Below are 17,582 nucleotides of genomic sequence, written 5' to 3'. Positions count from 1 at the left end.
AGATGCGGCACTCGCGCGAAGGACCCCTTTTGGTGAGGATCTGCCGCCCGATACCGAAGGAGCAGGGATGGGCACTGCGTCAGGCTCGTTCGAGGACACTTCTGGATCTGCCGAAACGGCCCTCAGCTAGAATCCAGGTCAAGCCTCTGCAGGCCCCCCCCCCGAGCTTCGGCGATGACCGCAACGGCCCGGCCGGCGGGTCCGGCAGGGAAGGGCCCAGCGTCGGATACTAGGGTTTCGCGGAGCAAGATTCGTCGGAACTCGAGTCTCGGTGAGCATGAACTCCGCACACCCGGTGGTCAGTGGAGGATCATCAGAGGCTGGATTCCCGGAAGCCGAAGGTGAGACATGCAGCTACCGCAGTTGGGCGCAAGTGCGACCTTCGACCAGGCCTGCGCGAGTGTCCTGGCGTACCTGCACACGGCGATACCGATGGGGTTCTGGTCGGTCACCCGCCACACCGAAGGCGACCAACTGTATCTAGCGGTCGAGGACTCCTCCTACGGTAAACAGGCCGGCGACAGTCACCGGTGGTCAGACTCGATGTGTCAGCACATGCTGACCGGCGACGGACCACAAATCGCCCCCGACGTCCAGCAAGTAGCCTCTTACGCCACTGCCGGGGTTCGTCAGAGCCTGCCGATCAGGGCCTACGTCGGCTTGCCGCTCCACCAGGCCGACGGAGAGATCTTCGGAACCCTCTGCGGGCTGGACCCGCAGGCCCAACCAGCCGAACTCGCCCAGCACGGTCCACTCCTGCAGATCCTCGCGCAACTGCTCTCGACGATCCTGCAGGCCGACCTGATGCGCACCCAAGCGCAGCAGGCCGCCGAACGGTCGGCCACCTCCGCCGAGACCGACGCACTGACTGGTTTGTTCAACCGCCGCGGCTGGGACCGACTGCTGGCCGCCGAGGAGGCCCGCTACCGACGGTTCGGGCACACCGGCTCCGTGATCATCATGGACCTGGACAGCCTCAAACTGGTCAACGACCGGGACGGACACCACTCCGGCGACGCCCACATCCGGCAAGCTGCCCGCGCCATCGTGGAGACCACCCGGGACTCCGATATCGTGGCCCGCCTCGGTGGGGACGAATTCGGGATCCTGGCCGCGAACGCCAACTCCCGGCAGGCCCAGCACCTGGTCGACCGGCTCAGCGCGCAGTTGACCCGGGTAGGCACGCCCGGGTCCATCGGGCACGCCCCCTACACCATCATCTCCGGTTTCCCGGGCGCCTGGCAGAACGCCGACGCCGCGATGTACGAGCAAAAACGCCTCCGCCGCGCGGCTGCGCCCACCGCAGATGCCACGGGTCACACCCCCCAGGACTCGCTCTGACACTGCTCCGGGAGTGCCAACGCGTGAAAGCAAGTCGCTGGAAGAGCTCACGATGACGAGAGTGTCGTCAGCGAGGACCCAGGGCGGTGAGTTCTGCGACGTCCCGAGCAATGCCGGGGTCACGAACCCGGTGTCGCGGGTTTCAACGAGAGGCGAATCCGGATTCAGAAGGCGAAATCGCGGGACTCCGCGCGGGAGGTCACCCATTGCAACTCGGTGAACTCCTCCGCGGAGAATCCCACGCCGAAACGGCCCCAACCGCTGTCCTTCACCCCGCCGAAGGGCATCTGCGGCTCGTCGTTCACGGACTGGTCGTTGACGTGCACGATGCCGGCTTCCAGCCGGCGGGCGATGGACAGCCCCCGGTGGGTGTCACTGGTCAGCACCGAGGCGGTCAGGCCGAACTGCGAGGCGTTGGCCAGCCGCACAGCGGTGGCTGCGTCGTCGACAATCTCGAGAATAACGACCGGACCGAAGGTTTCGTCCACCGAGATCTCGGCCTCGGGGGGGACATCGGTGAGCACGGTGGCGGGATAGCAGGGCGGTGAAGCCTTCCCGCCGACCAGGACGCGGGCGCCGAGAGCCACTGCCTCGTCGACCCGTCGCTCGATCAGTGCCAGCGCCCACTTGTTGATCACCGGACCGATGACGGTGCCGGAATCCAGCGGATCGCCGGTCGGTAGCCCGCCGACCTTCTCGACGAAGCGACGGGTGAACTCCTCCGCGATCTCACGCTCGACGTAGATGCGACGGACGCACATGCAGATCTGACCCTGGTGCACGAAGGCGCCGTAGGCCGCCGCGTCTACTGCGTAGTCGAGGTCGGCGTCGGCCAGCACGATCAGCGGGTTCTGACCGCTGAGTTGGAGCACCATGCGTTTCAGATGCCGACCTGCCAGCTCCGCGAGCCGGCGGCCGGTAGCGGTGGATCCGGTGAAGTTGATGCGGCGGACCAGCGGGTGGGCCATCAGTTCACCGCCGACGATGCCGGCCTCTCCGGGTGCATGGGTGACGACGTTGAGCACCCCGGCCGGCAGACCGGCTTCGGTGAACACCTCGGCCCAGATGGCGCCACCGGTGTGCGGAGAATCCTCGGACGGCTTGAGCACCAGGGTGTTTCCGAGCGCGAGTGGCCCCACGATGGCGCGGCCGGAGAGAATCAGCGACGCATTCCACGGGGCGATGGCACCCACCACCCCGACCGGCCGCCGCACTGCCATGGCCGTGGTGCCGCGGACATCGGAGGGCATGAGCTGGCCGACGGGAAGATAGGGCAGCGCTGCGGCCTGGCGCAGCAGCGAGACGGCGAAGTTGATCTGCACCGTGGCGAAGTGCTGACCGCAGCCCGTTTCGGCCGCAAGGTCCCGGGTGAGTTCGTCACGGCGACCCTCCAGGATGTCGGCGGCGCGGAGGAAGATCAGCTGGCGGTTGCCCGGCAGCTCCTCTGCCCAGGACGGGAACGCCCGGTGGGCCGCAGTGATGGCCCGCCTCGTGTCCTCGGCATGCCCGGCGACCACCCGGGCGAAGGTGTCACCCGTCCATGGATTGCAGTCGTCGTACTCCCGGCCCTCCTCGGAGCTGCACCACCGACCGTCGATGTACTGCGACACCTGTCGGGGTTGGAACTGCGGCAAGGCTCGACGTCTGGGCGTCACTACTTCTTGGTCCTTCGTCTCGACGGCAGCTCCGGAGAGACCAGACGATACCCGACAGGCAGGAATTGAACGTTGAGTCGATCACTCGCGAGACTCCAGAGCCCCCGGGGCAGAAAGAGTGCGAAGCCGGCGGCCACCAGCCCCAGACCGATCAGATACCAGGCGCCCTGGTCGGCGAACTGGTTCTGGATGACGAAGAAGACGACGGCCCCGATAATCGGCCCCTCGAACGTCCCGAGTCCTCCGACCAGCACCATGAAGATCATGTAGGCGCTGTACTGGACGCCGAAGATCGATTGGGGCTGGACGAAGAGGCTGTTGGTCAGGGTCAGAGCTCCGGCCGCCCCGCAGCCGAGCCCGGCCAGGACGTAGAGCGTGAACTTCAGCGGCCGCACCCGTACTCCGATGGAGGCCGCCGCGTCCTCGTCGTCACGAATCGCCTGCAGCGCAGCCCCGGTCCGACGACGTAGGAGCAGGAAGACAAGCGCCAGCAGAATCACGGTGACCCCGAGGGTCATCCAGTAGGTGTACGCCCGGCGTAGGTTCGGTGCGTAGGTGTTGAGGTTCCGGATGGAGACGCCGGTACCGCCTCCGAGGCTCTGGTCCAGGATCACGAGAAGCCCCAGGACCTCGGCCACCACCCAGGTCCCGATCGCGAACTGGCTGCCGCGAAGCCGGAGGACCAGCAGGGAGAGCAGGGCGGCGAGGACCCCGGCGGCCAGCGTCGAGAGCGCTACTGCCAGATAGGCCGGGATCCCCTGTTGGGTCAGGAAGATCGTGCCATAGGCACCGAATCCGATATAGGCCTGTTGACCGACCGAGACCAGTCCGCCGTACCCGGCGAGAGCGTTCCACATCACCGCCAGGATGAGGAAGATGAACAGGCTGGTGAGCTGCTGCACCACATTCGCAGTCATCACCAACGGCACCGCGAACAACGCCAGCACCAGGACGAGAGCGCCGCCGCAGGCTATCCGCGATGCCCGCGTCGAGCGCCGGATGACCCAACCGACCGAAATCGATGTCATGCGGTGGCACTCCTCGTCGCCAGGTAGCGGCCACGCGGGCTGGCCAGGATGATCAGGAAGACCAGATGCCCGGCCAGAATGGAGAACTGGGGATCGATGTTGGCCCCGACGGTCTGGGCGATGCCCAGCACGATGCCACCGCCCAGCGTGCCCCACAGGGATCCCAGCCCGCCGATGACGACCGCCTCGAAGGCGAAGATCAGCTGGGTCGGTCCGCTGGAGGGATCGAACGTCGATCGGATGGCCAGGAAGGTTCCCGCCAGCGCAGCGGTGGCGACGGCGATCGCCGTCGCTTTTCCATACACCGATGCCGCCGGTATCCCGACCAGGCCGGCGGTATCCGGATCAGCTGCGGTGGCGCGCATCTCGCGACCGAAGGCGGTGCGCTGCAGGACGGTCTGCAACCCCCCGAGCAGGCAGACGGCGACCACCATGGTGACCAGTCCGAAATACGGCACGGACAGTTGCGAGCTGATCGTCAGGCTTGCCGTGGCGATGGAGCCCGCCTGCGGGCCGAGTGAGTGCACATCGGCGGAAAACCCCTGCAAGAGACCGTTCTGGATGACGATGGACAGTCCGAACGTCGTCAGCAAGGGGATCAACGTACCCGACCGGAGACTCCGGGCCAGGATCGTCCGCTGCAGCGCGTAGCCGAGTGCACCCATCACCAGCAGCGTGGGGACCAGCGCGAGGAAGGGCGAAACGTCCAGCCTGGTAGCGATCTGGAAGGTGAGAAATGCGCCCATGATCGCGATGTCGCCGTGCGCCAGATTGATGATGCGCATGACGCCGAACATCAACGACAACCCGCAGGCGAACAAGGCGTACAGACCGCCGAGCAGTAGACCCTGCACCAGCGCGTTGACCCAGGTCATCGTCGCACCGCGCTCTTGGTGGAAACGGGTGCGGCGCCATCGGGAAGGCGGCGCGGAGCCGGCACACCGAAATAGGCTTCCGTGACCTCCGCCCTGCTGACCTGAGCGATACCAGCGTCGAGCACGATGCGCCCGTTCAACATGCAGATCACCCGGTCGGCGACCCGAAGCGCTCGACTGAGATCCTGCTCGACGAGCACCACCGTCGAACCACCGGCGATGAGGGCGGCCATCGACTCGTACACCGCATCCACCGCCACCGGCGCGAGGCCGAGGGATACCTCGTCGACGAAGAGCAGCCGGGGGTTGGTCATCAGGGCCCGTCCGATGGCGGTGGCCTGCTGCTGGCCGCCGGACAGATTGGAAGCGCGGACATCTCGGAGCGCAGTCAACATCGGGAACGCCTCCATCACCCGGTCGACCGTCCAGGGCCCGGTGCGGGCCCGACGACCCGCGACCACGAGGTTCTCCCACACCGTGAGATCTCCGAACAACCTGCGCCCCTCCGGTACCAGAGCCAGACCGCGCTGCACCCTTTGATGGGAGGCCAGCGCCGTGATGTCCTCGCCGTCGAGTCGCACCGATCCCGCCGTCGACCGGTGGGCACCGGCAATCGTCCGGAGCAGAGTCGATTTACCGGCACCGTTGGCCCCGACGAGAGCCACGGTCTCGCCCTCCGCCACGGTCAACGACAGATCCTGGACGGCCACGAGGAGTCCGTGTCCGGCCCGTAGCGAGTCGATCTCGAGGATGTTCATTCTGCCGCCCTTCCGAGATAGGCATCGATGACGGCTGCGTCGCGCAGTACCTCGTGTGGATCGCCATCCGCGATCACCCGACCCGCGTCCATGCAGACGAGGCGATCGATCACCTGCAGGAGCACGTGCACGATGTGCTCGATCCAGACGATGGCCAGACCGAGCTCACGCAACTGGAGAACGGTCACCACCAACTCTGCCGCTTCGCTGTCGGTCAACCCCCCGCCTATCTCGTCGAGCAGCAGAACCTGTGGGTCCGTGGCCAGTGCTCTGGCCAGTTCGAGTCGTTTGCGGTGCAGCAGGCCGAGCGTCTCGGCACGTCGATTCGCCAGATCCACCAGGCCGCACAACTCGAGCACCTCGATGCTGCGGCGATCGCTGGCCGCTCGACCCAACCCGGCACCATAGGACGCACCGACCAGGATGTTCTCCAGAACCGTCATCCCGGAGAACGGCCGCGGAACCTGGAAAGCACGGCCGATCCCGTTGCGGCACCGCAACTCAGGCCGCAGCGAGGAGATGTTGCGCCCCTTCAGGAGAACGACGCCGGACGTCGCCGGAACCGAGCCGCTCAATACGCCGAGCAACGTCGTCTTTCCCGCTCCGTTCGGCCCGACGATACCGACCGCCTCGGCCTTCCCCACCCGGAACGACACCTGGTCCAATACGGTCAGTTTTCCGTACGTCTTCGTCAGGCCGTCACCGGCCAACACGGCCGTATCCAGGCCCGTAGCAGGCGCCGAGCCGCCGTCCGCGGCGGAAAATGTCATGCGCCGAACGGCTGCAACTTCGCCGCCACCGGGACCTTCGGGTCGGCCGAGTTCTCGCACAGCACGAACTCCAGCGGATGTTTGCTGCCGGAAGCAGCTTTGACCCACTGCCCTCCGATGATCGGCGTCGCCACCACATTCGCCACCGGACCGTTCCCCCACTGCAGCCGCCCGACCGGGGTCTGGACGTCGAGCGTGCCGATGGCGGCGGCCACTGCATTCCTGTCCGTGGGGTCGGACGCCTTCTGCAAGGCGGCAGCGCCGGCGTCGAACAGCGCCAGGGTGGCGCCGAGCTGCTGGGTCCATTGCTTGCCCGACGCCGACTCGTAGCCGTCGGCCAGTTCCTTGGATCCGACCTTGGTCAGCGAGCTCGCATACGGGTAGGTCGGCGTCCAGTAAGCGGCGCCGGCCAGATCGACGCCAAGGCCACCGAGGGCCTCCACCTGCGACGGGAAGAGGCCGGTCTTGGCCGCTTGGGCGATCTTGGGCCGGAAACCCTGCTGGGCGGCCTGCTGCCAGAAAGTCGCGAAATCGGAGGGGATCGGAAAGGTACTCATGATTTCGCACTTCTCGGCTTTAAATTTCGCAATCTGCGCGGAGTAGTCGTTCGTTCCGTCGGTGTAGGCCCCTGGATCGACGATGGTGTAGCCGTCCTTGGCCAGCAGGGGTCCCAATGCAGCACGAATCGCGTTGCCGTCGGAATCGTTGGGCCACATCACCGCGACCTTCTTGTTGGTCGACACCTGGGGCCAGAGGTGTGAGTAGGCGAGATAGAACTGCTGCACACCGAAGCAGAAGTGGTAGGTGAACTTGTAGGCGGCCTTCTGGTCGGGTTTGGCGCCTCGTCCGTAGTACCAGGCCTCCCACGGCACCACTGTCGAGATGCAGGGGACACCGGCCGCCTCGCAGGCGTCGGAGACCGGGTTGACCGTCTCCGGTGTCGAGGTGGTCAACATGAGATCTACGCCCTCGCTGGTGATGAGGTCGTTGGCGACCTGGGATCCACGCTGCGGATTCGACTGGCCGTCCTTGTCGATCACCTGGACGGCATACTTCTTCCCGCCCACCGTCAATCCGTCGGCAAATGCCCTGCGCGCCAGCGAGAGCACGTAGGAGTCGGGTTCGCCGAACCCGGCGGCAGGACCGGTGATCGGACTGACGAAACCGACCTTGAGCGAACGGGCCGAAGTCACTGCTCCGGATCCCTGGGACGCCTGCCCCGCCGAGCTGCCGGCGCTCGGCGCGCTGCTGCCGGCCCCGCCGGTGCTGTCGCCCAGTGCACTGCCCGAGCAGGCGGCCAGCAAGGGACCCGACAGCGCCAGCGTCGACAGACCTAGACCACCTGCCTGAAGGAACCGTCGCCGGTTGAGCCGGGGCCCGTCGGTCGGGACATTCTGCTCCATGACCACCTCCGCGTTGAGTGAGTGGCGAGAACGTAAGAGCGGGTGGAAGCGAAGTCAACGAGGCGTTCCGATAAATGAAACGGTGTGGCTAGAATAGGAACATGGTGACGAAGCCAGGTTTGGGACGCGGATCGTCCTCTGACCCCGGGATTCCCGATGAAAACGTTTTCTCCCCAGGAGTCGATGGCTCTGCAGAAGTCGAGCAGGAGCGGCGGGCGAGCTCCCCTGCCGCGGCTGCGGGTTCGCAGTCGCTCGAACGCGGTCTGCTGATCCTGACGACCTTCACGGAGTCCCGACCGGTGCTGGGTATCGCCGAGCTCGCGCGAGCCGTCGAACTGAACAAGAGCACCACCTACCGCTACGTCAGTACTCTGACCAAACTTCATTTCCTGCAGCAGGATCCGGAGACGAAGAAGTACTCCCTGGGGGCCAGGGTCATCGATCTGGGCGCCGCCGCGATCAACTCGATGGAGATCACCCGGATCGCCGGCCGGCATCTCCAGGTGCTCGCCGACGACACCGGGTACACCGTCAGCATGGCCGTGCTGGACGGCACCGACATCGTCTACGTCGACCGCCGACGCAGCCGGCGCGGACACTATCCAGGAATGGATCTGAACCTCCACGTGGGCTCCCGCTTGCCCGCCTACTGCACGGCGATGGGCAAAGTGCTGCTCGCCGGGCGGGACCCTGCCGTGCTGCGGACCCTGCTGGACCGCACCGATCTGGCCAGGCGTGGGCCTCGGACAATCACCGCACGCGAACAGCTGACGGCTGCCCTGAACAGAGTCCGGCAAACCGGGATCGCCTGGAACGACGAGGAACTCGCTCCCGGCCTCCGCTCGGTGGCGGCACCGGTGCGTTCGCGGTCGGGCGAGGTGATCGCGGCGGTCAACGTCGCCGTGCACCTGAGCATCGTGCACGTCACGCTGGATTCCCTCGTCGACCGGCTCGAACAACCGTTGCTACGAACCACGTCTGCCATCTCGGCCCGCCTTGGGTTCCATTCTTCCCAAGGTCGATCGTTCTGATCGTCAGAGTCAAGTTTCGATAGGTGAAACGGCATGTTGCGCAGCCCGGAGACGGGACGTAACTTCGCGGTCTCTCCGCCAACGAAGGAAAGAGGCCCGAGTTGCTACTCGACGAGAACACCTGGACCGGGAACGTCCTGATCGACGGCAATTGGGTTTCCGGATCCGCCGGCGTCTTCGATGTCATCGAGCCGGCGACCGGCGCGACCCTCGGACGGGTCGGGCGAGCCGATGCCGCTGATGTCACGCGTGCGGCTGGAGCGGCGGTGTTCGCCCAACGCAGTTGGGCCGCCCTTCCACACACCGAGCGGGCCGGCGTCATGCGGCGTGCGGGCGATCTGTGGTCGAAGTTCTCGGACGAGATCAGTTGGTGGAACATTCGCGAGGTGGGCGCCGTCGCCGGCATGGCCGGCTTCGCGGTCCACGTCGCGGAGCAGGAGTGCTACGAGGCCGCCGCTCTGCCTGGCCGGGCGTACGGGGAACTCATTCCGAGCGAACAGCCACGCCTGTCGATGGCTCGCCGCGTACCGGCCGGCGTGGTCGGTGTCATCTCCCCGTTCAACGTGCCGATCATTCTCGGAATCCGTTCCGTGGCACCCGCTCTCGCGCTGGGCAACGCCGTCATCCTGAAGCCCGACCCCCGGACTGCCGTGACCGGCGGGGTCGTGCTGGCGCGGATCTTCGAGGAGGCCGGACTTCCACCAGGGGTCCTGCAGATGTTGCCGGGCACAGCGGACGTGGGCGAGGCATTGGTCGAACACCCTGCTGTCCGGGTCATCTCGTTCACCGGCTCGACCGCGGCAGGCCGCCGGGTGGGTGAGCTGGCCGGACGGCACCTCAAGCGGGCGCACCTGGAACTGGGCGGCAATTCGGCCATGATCGTCCTCGACGATGCCGACGTCGACGCGGCCGTCAACCTCGCAGCGTGGGGGTCCTTCTTCCACCAGGGCCAGATCTGCATGACCACCGGGCGGCATCTCGTCCACGACCGGATCTACGAGGACTTCGTCGAACGCCTCTCTGCCAAGGCACTCTCGCTCCCGGTCGGTGATCCGGCCGGTGGACAGGTCGCCCTCGGACCGCTGATCGATGCCGGCCAGCGGGACAAGGTGCATCAGTTGGTCAGGTCGAGCATCGAAACCGGGGCCGTGTTGTCGGCCGGAGGCGAGTACGAGAATCTGTTCTACCGCGCCACCGTTCTTTCCGACGTGGCCTTCGACGCTCCGGCCTTCACCGAGGAGATCTTCGGCCCGGTTGCCCCGGTCACCCGGTTCTCCGATCTCGACGACGCGGTCAGGTTGGCCACCAGCTCCGAATACGGGCTCTCCCTCGGCATCATCACCCGCGACCCCCTGAAGGGTCTCGCCCTCGCCGATCGGATCCCGACCGGCATCGTCCACATCAACGACCAGACAGTGAACGACGAGGCCAACAGCCCCTTTGGCGGTGTCGGCTCCTCGGGGACCGGTTCCCGGTTCGGTGGGTCCGCAGCAAACGTCGAGGCCTTCACCGAAACCCAATGGGTGACCCTTCGCAGCACTCCCCCGAGCTACCCATTCTGAGTCGACAGCCCGGCGCTCACACGAGAGAGGTTGCAGCGCATGAAGATCATGGCAGCGGTCATCGAGGAACAGGATGGGCCCTGGGAGATCAGGGACCTGGTCCTCGATGATCCCGGTCAGGGTGAGGTCGTGGTGCAGGTGGTGGCGACCGGCATCTGCCACACGGACGGGCTCGCGAGACATGGAGACCTCCCGTTTCCGCTACCCGGGGTGCTGGGCCACGAAGGCGCCGGCATCGTGGTGGCAATCGGGCCCGGCGTCGACGACGTCGACCCGGGCGATCGCGTCGTGATCGGCTGGCCGTTCTGCGGCCTCTGCGCGCACTGCACCTCAGGACAGCCGAGGTACTGCCTCCGGCTGGGTGAGCAGCTGGTCGGCGGTGGACGACCAGGCGGCGCCACGGCATTGCACCGACCTACCGGTCAGCCGATCTCCAGCCACTTCTTCGGGCAGTCCTCGTTCGCATCCCACTGCATCACGACAGCCAAGGCCCTGGTCAAAGTCCCAGAGCATCTCCCGCTGGAACTGATGGGCCCCTTGGCCTGCGGCGTATCCACCGGCGCCGGCGCGGTGTTCAACACCGCCCGTCCGGGTCCCGGATCGAGCGTGGTCGTCTTCGGCGCCGGCACGGTGGGCCTGTCCGCCATCATGGCCGCCAGACTGAGTCCGGCCACCCGCATCATCGCCGTCGACCGTCATCCGTCCCGCCTGGCACTGGCCCGTGACCTCGGCGCCACTGATGTGATCGGTGCGGGAGAGGACGATGTGGTCGGCACGATTGTTGGGCTCTGCGGCGGCCCGGCCGACTTCGCTCTGGAGTGCACGGGTGTCGTCAGCGTCGTACGGCAGGCCGCAGATTGCGTGGGGATGCTCGGCACCTGCATCCTGATCGGCGGAGCCCCGGCCGGCGCCGAGTTCAAACTCGACCATCTCTCCACCCTGTGGGGCAAGAAGATCGTCGGCGTGCTCGGCGGCGGCGGCCAGAGCGGCTCCTCGATCGGGACGATCATGCGGCTGTTCGACCAGGGACGGTTCCCGTTCGACCGACTCGTCGAATACTTCGATTTCGTCGACATAGCCGCCGCCATCGATGCCTCCTACGCCGGCGGTGCCATCAAACCGATCCTGCGCTTCCCGCAATAGCACCGGTGCGGGCCGCGGCCATCACGGCCGCTGCGGGGTCTTGCAGCCCATGCAGCGGGCATCGACCTGACGCAGCAGTGTATGTTCCATAGAACGTACTTTGAGTTCGACGTGAGGCGGTGTCGCCATGAGGGCAGCTTGGTACGACAGGCGTGGATCGGCGCGTGAGGTCCTCGTGGTCGGCGACCTACCTGACCCGCACCCTGGGCCAGGAGAGGTGCGCATCGCGGTGACCGTGTCCGGGCTGAGTCCAGGCGATGTCAAGAAGCGCTCGAGCTGGCTGGGTACAGATATGGCCTTCCCGAAGGTGGTGCCCCACAGCGATGGCGCCGGAGTGATCGACGAGGTCGGCTCGGGTGTGTCGGCCTCCAGAATCGGGACCAGGGTGTGGTGCTACGGAGCGCAGTCCTACCGCCCGTTCGGTACCGCAGCGGAATATGTGGTGGTGCCGACCGCGCTGACGGTTCCATTGCCGTTGTCGGCCACGCGAAGCGACCGGTGGCTGGCCGAACAGGCCGCCTGCCTGGGCATCGCCGGCATCACCGGTCACCGGGCCGTGTTCGCCGATGGTCCCGTCGAAGGGCTTCACGTCCTGGTTTGGGGGGCCACCGGAGGCGTCGGATCCATCGGCACCCAGATGGCCCGCCGCGGTAACGCGACCGTCTTGGCAATCGTCCGTACCGCCCAATTCGAACAAGCCCGCACTTTGGGTGCCCACCACGTGCTGGACGCGACGCGGCCGGATCTGACCCAGGCGATCCGGGCGATCGCGCCGACCGGAGTGCACCGAATCGCGGACGTCGACTTCGCTGCCCACATCGACATCAACGCGCAGATCGTCGCAGTCGGCGCCACGATCTGCTCGTTCGCGACATCGGTCGACCAGCCCGCTATCCCCTACTGGACCCTCGGCTTCGCCGACACCTGCCTACGGCTCCTGGGCAGCGACGATTTTTCACCCACCGTGAAGGCCCACGCCGCCGCGGAGCTCACCGATGCACTGGTGGAAGGCGCACTGCAATCGCATATCGCCCAACGGATGCCGCTCGAGCAGATCGCGGAGGCCCACGAGCTGGTGGAGGCCGGAGCCGGCGGGCGCGTTGTCCTTGAGATTGCCTGACCGATGGTCGATCTCGCCCGTACCTTCAACGACCTCATCCGGCTCGAAACAACTCTATGGAACGCCGTCGATGCCCGGCTCAAGGAAACCAACGGCCTGACCTTGGCCCGGTTCGAGACGATGCAGGTCCTGCAGAGTGACGGGCCCTGCCGAGTGCTGGATATCGCCGAGCGCCTGAACATCAGCTGGGGCGGGGTCAGTAAAATTGTCGACAGAGTCCAAGCCGCCGGTCATTGCCGACGCGATCCCAACCCTGACGACGCACGCTCATCACTGATCGCGCTGACCCCTGCAGGTCGCGAAATGACCACACGGGCCGCAGCAACACTCCACGAGGAACTGCACCGAAGGCTGGCCGCAAATCTGACCCCCAACCAACTCGAGGACCTGAGCCACACGCTGACGCAGCTCCTGGCAGCAACCCGACGGGAATCCTGAACCGGTCTCACACCAATCACAGGCGCGCCGCTGATGGCCGGTGACCGCGGCTGACGCGCATCCCCATCCTGCCTAGCCGGTGCCGGGTCGGTGATCCGCACCTGGTCTTCGGCATTGCGTTGAGCGTTGGCGGAGAAGTTGTAGCTGCCAGTCACCACCGTGTCATCGCACACCCCTTCATCTGGACCACGATAGGGCCCCGATGATGATCGGGATGCCGACCGCGGCGAAGGCGACGTGCGGTCTCGAAGGACGCCGGCCCGCTCTACGCCGCTACACTCGTCGCGTGCTTGGCACACGAGGTAAGCGGCAGCGAGGACGCCGGGCGCAGGTCGCGATGCTGGCGCTCGCGCTGCTGCTGGGTGCGCTGCTCAGCAGTTGCGGTACGTCTGCGGCGCAACAGGAACGGTCCTCCTCATCCTCTTCGAACGGCCAGCAGCACGTGATGCTGCACGCGGCAGCCGTAGGGGTGCCGGGCCTGGCGGCGAGCACCCGTGTCTGGCTGTCATGCGCGTCCCGGACGTTTTGTGCGTTGATCAGCGAGAAGGCGCAGTACTGGACGTGGGACGGAACTGCGTGGGGTGCGGCGGCTCCGTTGCCGGTCACGGCGTCGGCCGGCGATGCGGGCCAGGTGTCGTGCACGTCGGCGACCTTCTGCCTGGCCTCGTTCGGCTCCGCCACGATGCGCTATGACGGCCAGCACTGGCAGATCACGCGGGCAGGCTCTTGGTCGCCAGGCGGCGGCGTGGCCGTGCTCGCCTGCGCCGGCCCGCGATGGTGCGTGGCCGGGCCTTCCGGGTCAGCCGCGACCGCCGTCAGCACGTGGGACGGCACGTCATGGATGACCTCCGTGTTGACGCTCGCAGGACTTCCGACAGCGATCGGCTGCGCGCACGACGGGGTGACGTGCGGGATCGCAACGGGAAAGGATGTGTACGTCCACTCGGCCTCCGGTTGGCATGACGAGCCGATGTCAACCCCGCTTGACGTCAGCTGCGCGTCCGCGATGTTCTGCCTGGCAGGCACCGGGGGGAAGGCGGAGCGGTACGACGGGTCGTCCTGGTCTGTGACCGACGGCGAGCTGATCGGAGCGTTGTCCTGCTCGTCGGCGAGCTTTTGTCTGGGTATCTCCGGCAGTGACTACCTCGTCTGGTCGGGCCGGTCCTGGGCCCGGGGCGACGCACTCCCTGCCAGTACCGACTACGAGTTCAAGACCGCCGGGGCTCAGGCGACCTGTCCGGCAGATGGTTGGTGCATGGTCGCGGCTGACTCGGCCGTGTCGGTGCTGACCCGCTGACCGACGGCGACCTCGATCAGACCGCCGGCCTTCGGCTCGGCCTTGATCGGAACGGTTGCACCAGCATCGGAACCTTCGCGGATCGGCCTCCAGATTGCCCGCACGTGCGGGGGGCTGTCCTGAGAATGTCCCGGGGCCATCGACTTTGGACGCACCCAGGGAGCCTGCAGGTCGTCAGGCTTTTGGCAGCAACGGACAAGAGGTCAGCAATCTGTACGCCGGATCGGTCGTCGTCCTGCCGATGATCATCGTCGTCCTGCAGAAGTACTTCGTCCCCGGCACTACCTGTGGTGCGGCGGTCGACGACACGAGGTCGAGCACCGAAAACCAAGTAGTGACCAGGTGGTTGTACGGATGTCGACGCAGACGCCGTTGCCTACGGTCAACTCATGAGCATCTTCACGATTCGTCAGCCGGTGATCGGCGCTGACATTGGGGCCTTCAGCGGCATTGTCGACGCGGTCCGGCAAGCAGCCGATGTGATGACGGCGCACGGTTGGCCGGTGTCCGTGCTGCACAGCACCTACATTCCAGGTGAACAGACCTGCGTCAGCGTTGTCGACGCGGAGGACGCCGTGACAGTCATGGAAATGCTCCGTCGCGCCGGTTCTCGGACGGCCACGGTCTTGCCGGCACTCATGTTGTGAGCCGGGACTGATCACTTCACTGTCATTCGCCTGGCCACATCGGCCAAACCCATTCCGCATCCAAGTGGAGAGCATCTCATGAAACGTATTCGTTTGGGACTTCTGCTCGCAGTTGTCACGATGTGCCTATCCACGGCATGCGGTAGCCCCACAGGGAACTTGCCCGCATTCAGCACAGCCGGGGCTCCCCTCCCGGCCGGTCAGACCAAGGCCCAACCGGCACCCGAAAGGACGACATTGACCAGCGCAATCTCCGCCGGGTCGGTCTGCGCACTGGTGACCTTGGCCGAGGTCTCCGCCGCGGCAGCGGTGCCCATGAAGGTGACCGCCGACGGTGGCCCGATCGGTGAGTGCATCTACTCGGCTACCGCCGATGCGAGCTTTGTCATGTACGTCTCCGTCGACAAGTCATCGGTCGACATCGAGCAACGGAAACAACAGCTCGAAAGTTTGAGCGAGCACGTGGCCGGGTTGGGCGACGACGCATTCTGGAACGCCACCATTGGCGAGATCTTCATCCAACAGGGAGCCAGCGCCCTCATCATCATTCTCCCCTCGCTCGCAAACCTCACCAACAAGCCCGACGCCAACAAGCAGAAGTTGATCACTTTGGCCAAACAAGCTCTTGCCCGGCTCTGATCCCTTCTCGCCGACATCCATTTCCGAGACCACCCACTCGAGAATCCCCAAGAGGAGCTCACACCATGTCCTCCCCACCGCACGCAGGCACCGGTGTATCAGGTCGCCGCGCTCTATGGACGTCCGGTCTGCTGGCCGTGGTGTTGCTGTGCGCGTGTTCGACCGGAGGCACGGCCACGACCGCCCCGACAGCAACATCGGCCGCGGCGCTCTCGGGTCCGGAGTCGGCCTACGGCGCAAGCCCGAAATCGGACGCCTCGATTGTCTACCAAAGCGATGTCGTACTGGTCGGAGGCGGCGCATCTGCGGTTCAATCGGTCAGCGCCGACGGCATGGTCTGGACGATCAAAGGCAGCGCCGGCCATATCCAGGACCTGGTACCTGGAAAGATCATGCTCGCCACCGGACTGGGAGCCGGCCGGATCCTCGCGGTCTCCACCGTCGGCAACAACAAGCAGGTGGTCCTTGGCCCGGTGGATATCACCGACGTCGTGCGCAACGGCAATTTCGACTCAGCGGCCCCTGTCTCGTTGAACTCCGTGATGGCATATCAGACACCGACCCGGCCGGGTCTGATTTCCAGTCTCGACGACGGTCCGGCCGGGTCGGCAACGCCAACTGTCACCGGCACTCAAAGCCAGGCACCGGAGAGTGTTCCGATTAATTCCCCCGACACTGCGGCACCGTTGACTCCTGACACAGGCCCATCGACGGCCGCGTCGATCCAGTCACCCAGCGGGTCGGTGAGCTCCTCACCACAAACACCCACCACCGAGCCGGGCGACATCCGGCTACCGACCGTCGAGTTCAACTCGGTCGCCCAGCCGGCAGGCTGGCGTCTCCCGCGCCCGGAGATCGGTCGCCGCGCTGCCCCTCCTGCGGTGCCGGGCAGCCCGGGTTCCGGCGTGTTGCCCCTACCGGTGCCTACACCCCCTGCTGACGACGTCGGGGCGTACACCCTGACCCCGTTCTGTTGCACCACAGGTGCCGGCGTGCGCCTGGCCTACGACCACGCGGGGATGCGCGTCTCGGCGACACTCACTCTTCACCTGAGTGCCCCCACGGTGTCCTTCAGATTGCACATCGCCGGCGGCAAGGTCACCGACGCGTCCATCGATCTCCATGGCGCGGCCGGCATCGGAGTCCAATTCTCCGCGGCCTCGACGGCAGGAGTAAAGGGCAACGTGGCGCGGCAGCGAGTGCAAGTGCCGGTCGCATTCACGGTGCCCATCGGCGGCTTCGCGCTGCCACTGACTGCGCGGGTTGAACAGACATTCAGTCTGTCGACCGCTTTTGCCTCGCCCGGGTCCGTCACCGCAAGCGGTGACTACTCCTTCGGCGGCACCATCGGCTTCGGAATTCATGGCGTGACCCAAAACGTCACCAAAGTAGACAATTTCGCCACCCAAACGTCGTTGCTAGATTCGATCCAGGCCGTCGGAATCGCACCGGTGGGTCTGATCTTCGGATATCAGGCGAAGTTGACAGTCGGTGTCGGGCTCCTTGGATTCTCGGCCGGGGCGTGGCTTTCCCTGGTCGTGCGGATAGGTGTAACGGCAGCATCCTCGGAAGCCGCCGTGCCCTGTCGACTCGCTGCTATCAATGTCCAACTCGGCTACGGAATCGGCTACGAAATACCCGCACCCGTCGCCAAGTTGGTGAATTTCTTTCTCAGCACCTTCGGCGCTCCTCCGATCAAAGCCAGTGGCGGAATCACCGGTCCCTACGAATCCATCGTCAACAAATCCGCGACCCTCCCCGCCGGAACGTCCTGTCAATGAACCCGTGTTCTGAAGTTTCGGTCGCCCTATTGTCCGGTATCCGCCCGAAATGTCCGCGAGCACCATCCAACCTATCGATGGGATCACCATGACC

At 65.9% G+C, this 17,582-nt stretch carries 16 protein-coding genes; 10 read left to right on the top strand and 6 right to left on the bottom strand.

Annotation, left to right across the window (positions count from 1 at the left end; translation table 11 throughout):
• The first annotated feature begins 348 nt into the window (after positions 1-348).
• Positions 349-1,341: a sensor domain-containing diguanylate cyclase gene (locus ABIB25_RS00200; protein ID WP_354526389.1), complete on the top strand. Its 993-nt coding sequence runs from the start codon at positions 349-351 to the stop codon at positions 1,339-1,341.
• Positions 1,342-1,505: 164 nt separating this feature from the next.
• On the opposite strand, the gene ABIB25_RS00195 is transcribed toward ABIB25_RS00200, so the two are convergent.
• The 6 genes from ABIB25_RS00195 to ABIB25_RS00170 are packed head-to-tail and all read right to left on the bottom strand — an operon-like array spanning position 1,506 to position 7,830.
• A complete protein-coding gene (locus tag ABIB25_RS00195) occupies positions 1,506-2,951 on the bottom strand; it encodes an aldehyde dehydrogenase family protein (protein ID WP_354526388.1) in 1,446 nt (481 codons plus the stop codon).
• Positions 2,952-2,995: 44 nt separating this feature from the next.
• The gene (locus ABIB25_RS00190) at positions 2,996-4,024 is read right to left on the bottom strand and encodes a branched-chain amino acid ABC transporter permease (protein ID WP_354526387.1); all 1,029 of its coding nucleotides are present in this window, start codon (positions 4,022-4,024) and stop codon (positions 2,996-2,998) included.
• On the bottom strand, positions 4,021-4,899 hold the full coding sequence (locus ABIB25_RS00185; protein WP_354526386.1) for a branched-chain amino acid ABC transporter permease: 879 nt from the start codon (positions 4,897-4,899) through the stop codon (positions 4,021-4,023). Before ABIB25_RS00185 ends, ABIB25_RS00190 begins: the two co-directional genes overlap by 4 nt.
• Entirely contained in the window at positions 4,896-5,657 is a 762-nt protein-coding gene (locus ABIB25_RS00180) for an ABC transporter ATP-binding protein (RefSeq protein ID WP_354526385.1), read from the bottom strand. Before ABIB25_RS00180 ends, ABIB25_RS00185 begins: the two co-directional genes overlap by 4 nt.
• Positions 5,654-6,427 (bottom strand): ABC transporter ATP-binding protein, encoded by a 774-nt coding sequence (locus ABIB25_RS00175; protein ID WP_354526384.1) that lies wholly within the window; start codon positions 6,425-6,427, stop codon positions 5,654-5,656. The genes ABIB25_RS00180 and ABIB25_RS00175 overlap by 4 nt, the downstream gene beginning before the upstream one ends.
• Positions 6,424-7,830, bottom strand: coding sequence for an ABC transporter substrate-binding protein (locus ABIB25_RS00170; protein WP_354526383.1), 1,407 nt, complete (start codon positions 7,828-7,830; stop codon positions 6,424-6,426). Before ABIB25_RS00170 ends, ABIB25_RS00175 begins: the two co-directional genes overlap by 4 nt.
• A 101-nt stretch (positions 7,831-7,931) precedes the next feature.
• Here ABIB25_RS00170 and ABIB25_RS00165 point away from each other — a divergent pair, with 101 nt between their 5' ends.
• The 9 genes from ABIB25_RS00165 to ABIB25_RS00125 all read left to right on the top strand — a co-directional run bounded on the left by ABIB25_RS00165 (position 7,932) and on the right by ABIB25_RS00125 (position 17,488).
• Positions 7,932-8,861 (top strand): IclR family transcriptional regulator, encoded by a 930-nt coding sequence (locus ABIB25_RS00165; RefSeq protein WP_354526382.1) that lies wholly within the window; start codon positions 7,932-7,934, stop codon positions 8,859-8,861.
• Positions 8,862-8,962: 101 nt separating this feature from the next.
• On the top strand, positions 8,963-10,423 hold the full coding sequence (locus tag ABIB25_RS00160) for a benzaldehyde dehydrogenase (protein WP_354526381.1): 1,461 nt from the start codon (positions 8,963-8,965) through the stop codon (positions 10,421-10,423).
• A 39-nt stretch (positions 10,424-10,462) separates the two neighbouring features.
• The gene (locus ABIB25_RS00155; RefSeq protein ID WP_354526380.1) at positions 10,463-11,566 is read left to right on the top strand and encodes an NAD(P)-dependent alcohol dehydrogenase; all 1,104 of its coding nucleotides are present in this window, start codon (positions 10,463-10,465) and stop codon (positions 11,564-11,566) included.
• A gap of 127 nt (positions 11,567-11,693) precedes the next feature.
• Positions 11,694-12,686, top strand: coding sequence for an NADPH:quinone reductase (locus tag ABIB25_RS00150; RefSeq protein WP_354526379.1), 993 nt, complete (start codon positions 11,694-11,696; stop codon positions 12,684-12,686).
• A 3-nt stretch (positions 12,687-12,689) separates the two neighbouring features.
• Positions 12,690-13,124, top strand: a complete 435-nt coding sequence (locus ABIB25_RS00145) for a MarR family winged helix-turn-helix transcriptional regulator (protein ID WP_354526378.1) — start codon at positions 12,690-12,692, stop codon at positions 13,122-13,124.
• A 286-nt stretch (positions 13,125-13,410) separates the two neighbouring features.
• Entirely contained in the window at positions 13,411-14,421 is a 1,011-nt protein-coding gene (locus ABIB25_RS00140) for a hypothetical protein (RefSeq protein WP_354526377.1), read from the top strand.
• A gap of 389 nt (positions 14,422-14,810) precedes the next feature.
• Positions 14,811-15,068 carry a hypothetical protein gene (locus tag ABIB25_RS00135; RefSeq protein WP_354526376.1) on the top strand — a complete coding sequence of 86 codons (258 nt, stop codon included), beginning with the start codon at positions 14,811-14,813 and terminating at the stop codon, positions 15,066-15,068.
• A gap of 315 nt (positions 15,069-15,383) precedes the next feature.
• On the top strand, positions 15,384-15,707 hold the full coding sequence (locus ABIB25_RS00130; RefSeq protein ID WP_354526375.1) for a hypothetical protein: 324 nt from the start codon (positions 15,384-15,386) through the stop codon (positions 15,705-15,707).
• A 65-nt stretch (positions 15,708-15,772) separates the two neighbouring features.
• Positions 15,773-17,488, top strand: coding sequence for a hypothetical protein (locus ABIB25_RS00125; RefSeq protein WP_354526374.1), 1,716 nt, complete (start codon positions 15,773-15,775; stop codon positions 17,486-17,488).
• Positions 17,489-17,582: the final 94 nt, after the last annotated feature.

It is taken from the genome of Nakamurella sp. UYEF19 (assembly GCF_040546275.1).
GTDB lineage: Bacteria > Actinomycetota > Actinomycetes > Mycobacteriales > Nakamurellaceae > Nakamurella.
Note: the sequence above shows the minus strand (reverse complement) of the source record. Positions and strands in the feature narration are given on the sequence as shown.

Coding starts and splice junctions, on each gene's coding strand:
- ABIB25_RS00200 (WP_354526389.1), top strand. CDS start 349: ATGCAGCTACCGCAGTTGGGCGCAAGTGCGACCTTCGACCAGGCCTGC.
- ABIB25_RS00180 (WP_354526385.1), bottom strand. CDS start 5,657: ATGAACATCCTCGAGATCGACTCGCTACGGGCCGGACACGGACTCCTC.
- ABIB25_RS00170 (WP_354526383.1), bottom strand. CDS start 7,830: ATGGAGCAGAATGTCCCGACCGACGGGCCCCGGCTCAACCGGCGACGG.
- ABIB25_RS00185 (WP_354526386.1), bottom strand. CDS start 4,899: ATGACCTGGGTCAACGCGCTGGTGCAGGGTCTACTGCTCGGCGGTCTG.
- ABIB25_RS00150 (WP_354526379.1), top strand. CDS start 11,694: ATGAGGGCAGCTTGGTACGACAGGCGTGGATCGGCGCGTGAGGTCCTC.
- ABIB25_RS00165 (WP_354526382.1), top strand. CDS start 7,932: ATGGTGACGAAGCCAGGTTTGGGACGCGGATCGTCCTCTGACCCCGGG.
- ABIB25_RS00135 (WP_354526376.1), top strand. CDS start 14,811: ATGAGCATCTTCACGATTCGTCAGCCGGTGATCGGCGCTGACATTGGG.
- ABIB25_RS00125 (WP_354526374.1), top strand. CDS start 15,773: ATGTCCTCCCCACCGCACGCAGGCACCGGTGTATCAGGTCGCCGCGCT.
- ABIB25_RS00145 (WP_354526378.1), top strand. CDS start 12,690: ATGGTCGATCTCGCCCGTACCTTCAACGACCTCATCCGGCTCGAAACA.
- ABIB25_RS00190 (WP_354526387.1), bottom strand. CDS start 4,024: ATGACATCGATTTCGGTCGGTTGGGTCATCCGGCGCTCGACGCGGGCA.
- ABIB25_RS00155 (WP_354526380.1), top strand. CDS start 10,463: ATGAAGATCATGGCAGCGGTCATCGAGGAACAGGATGGGCCCTGGGAG.
- ABIB25_RS00175 (WP_354526384.1), bottom strand. CDS start 6,427: ATGACATTTTCCGCCGCGGACGGCGGCTCGGCGCCTGCTACGGGCCTG.
- ABIB25_RS00130 (WP_354526375.1), top strand. CDS start 15,384: ATGAAGGTGACCGCCGACGGTGGCCCGATCGGTGAGTGCATCTACTCG.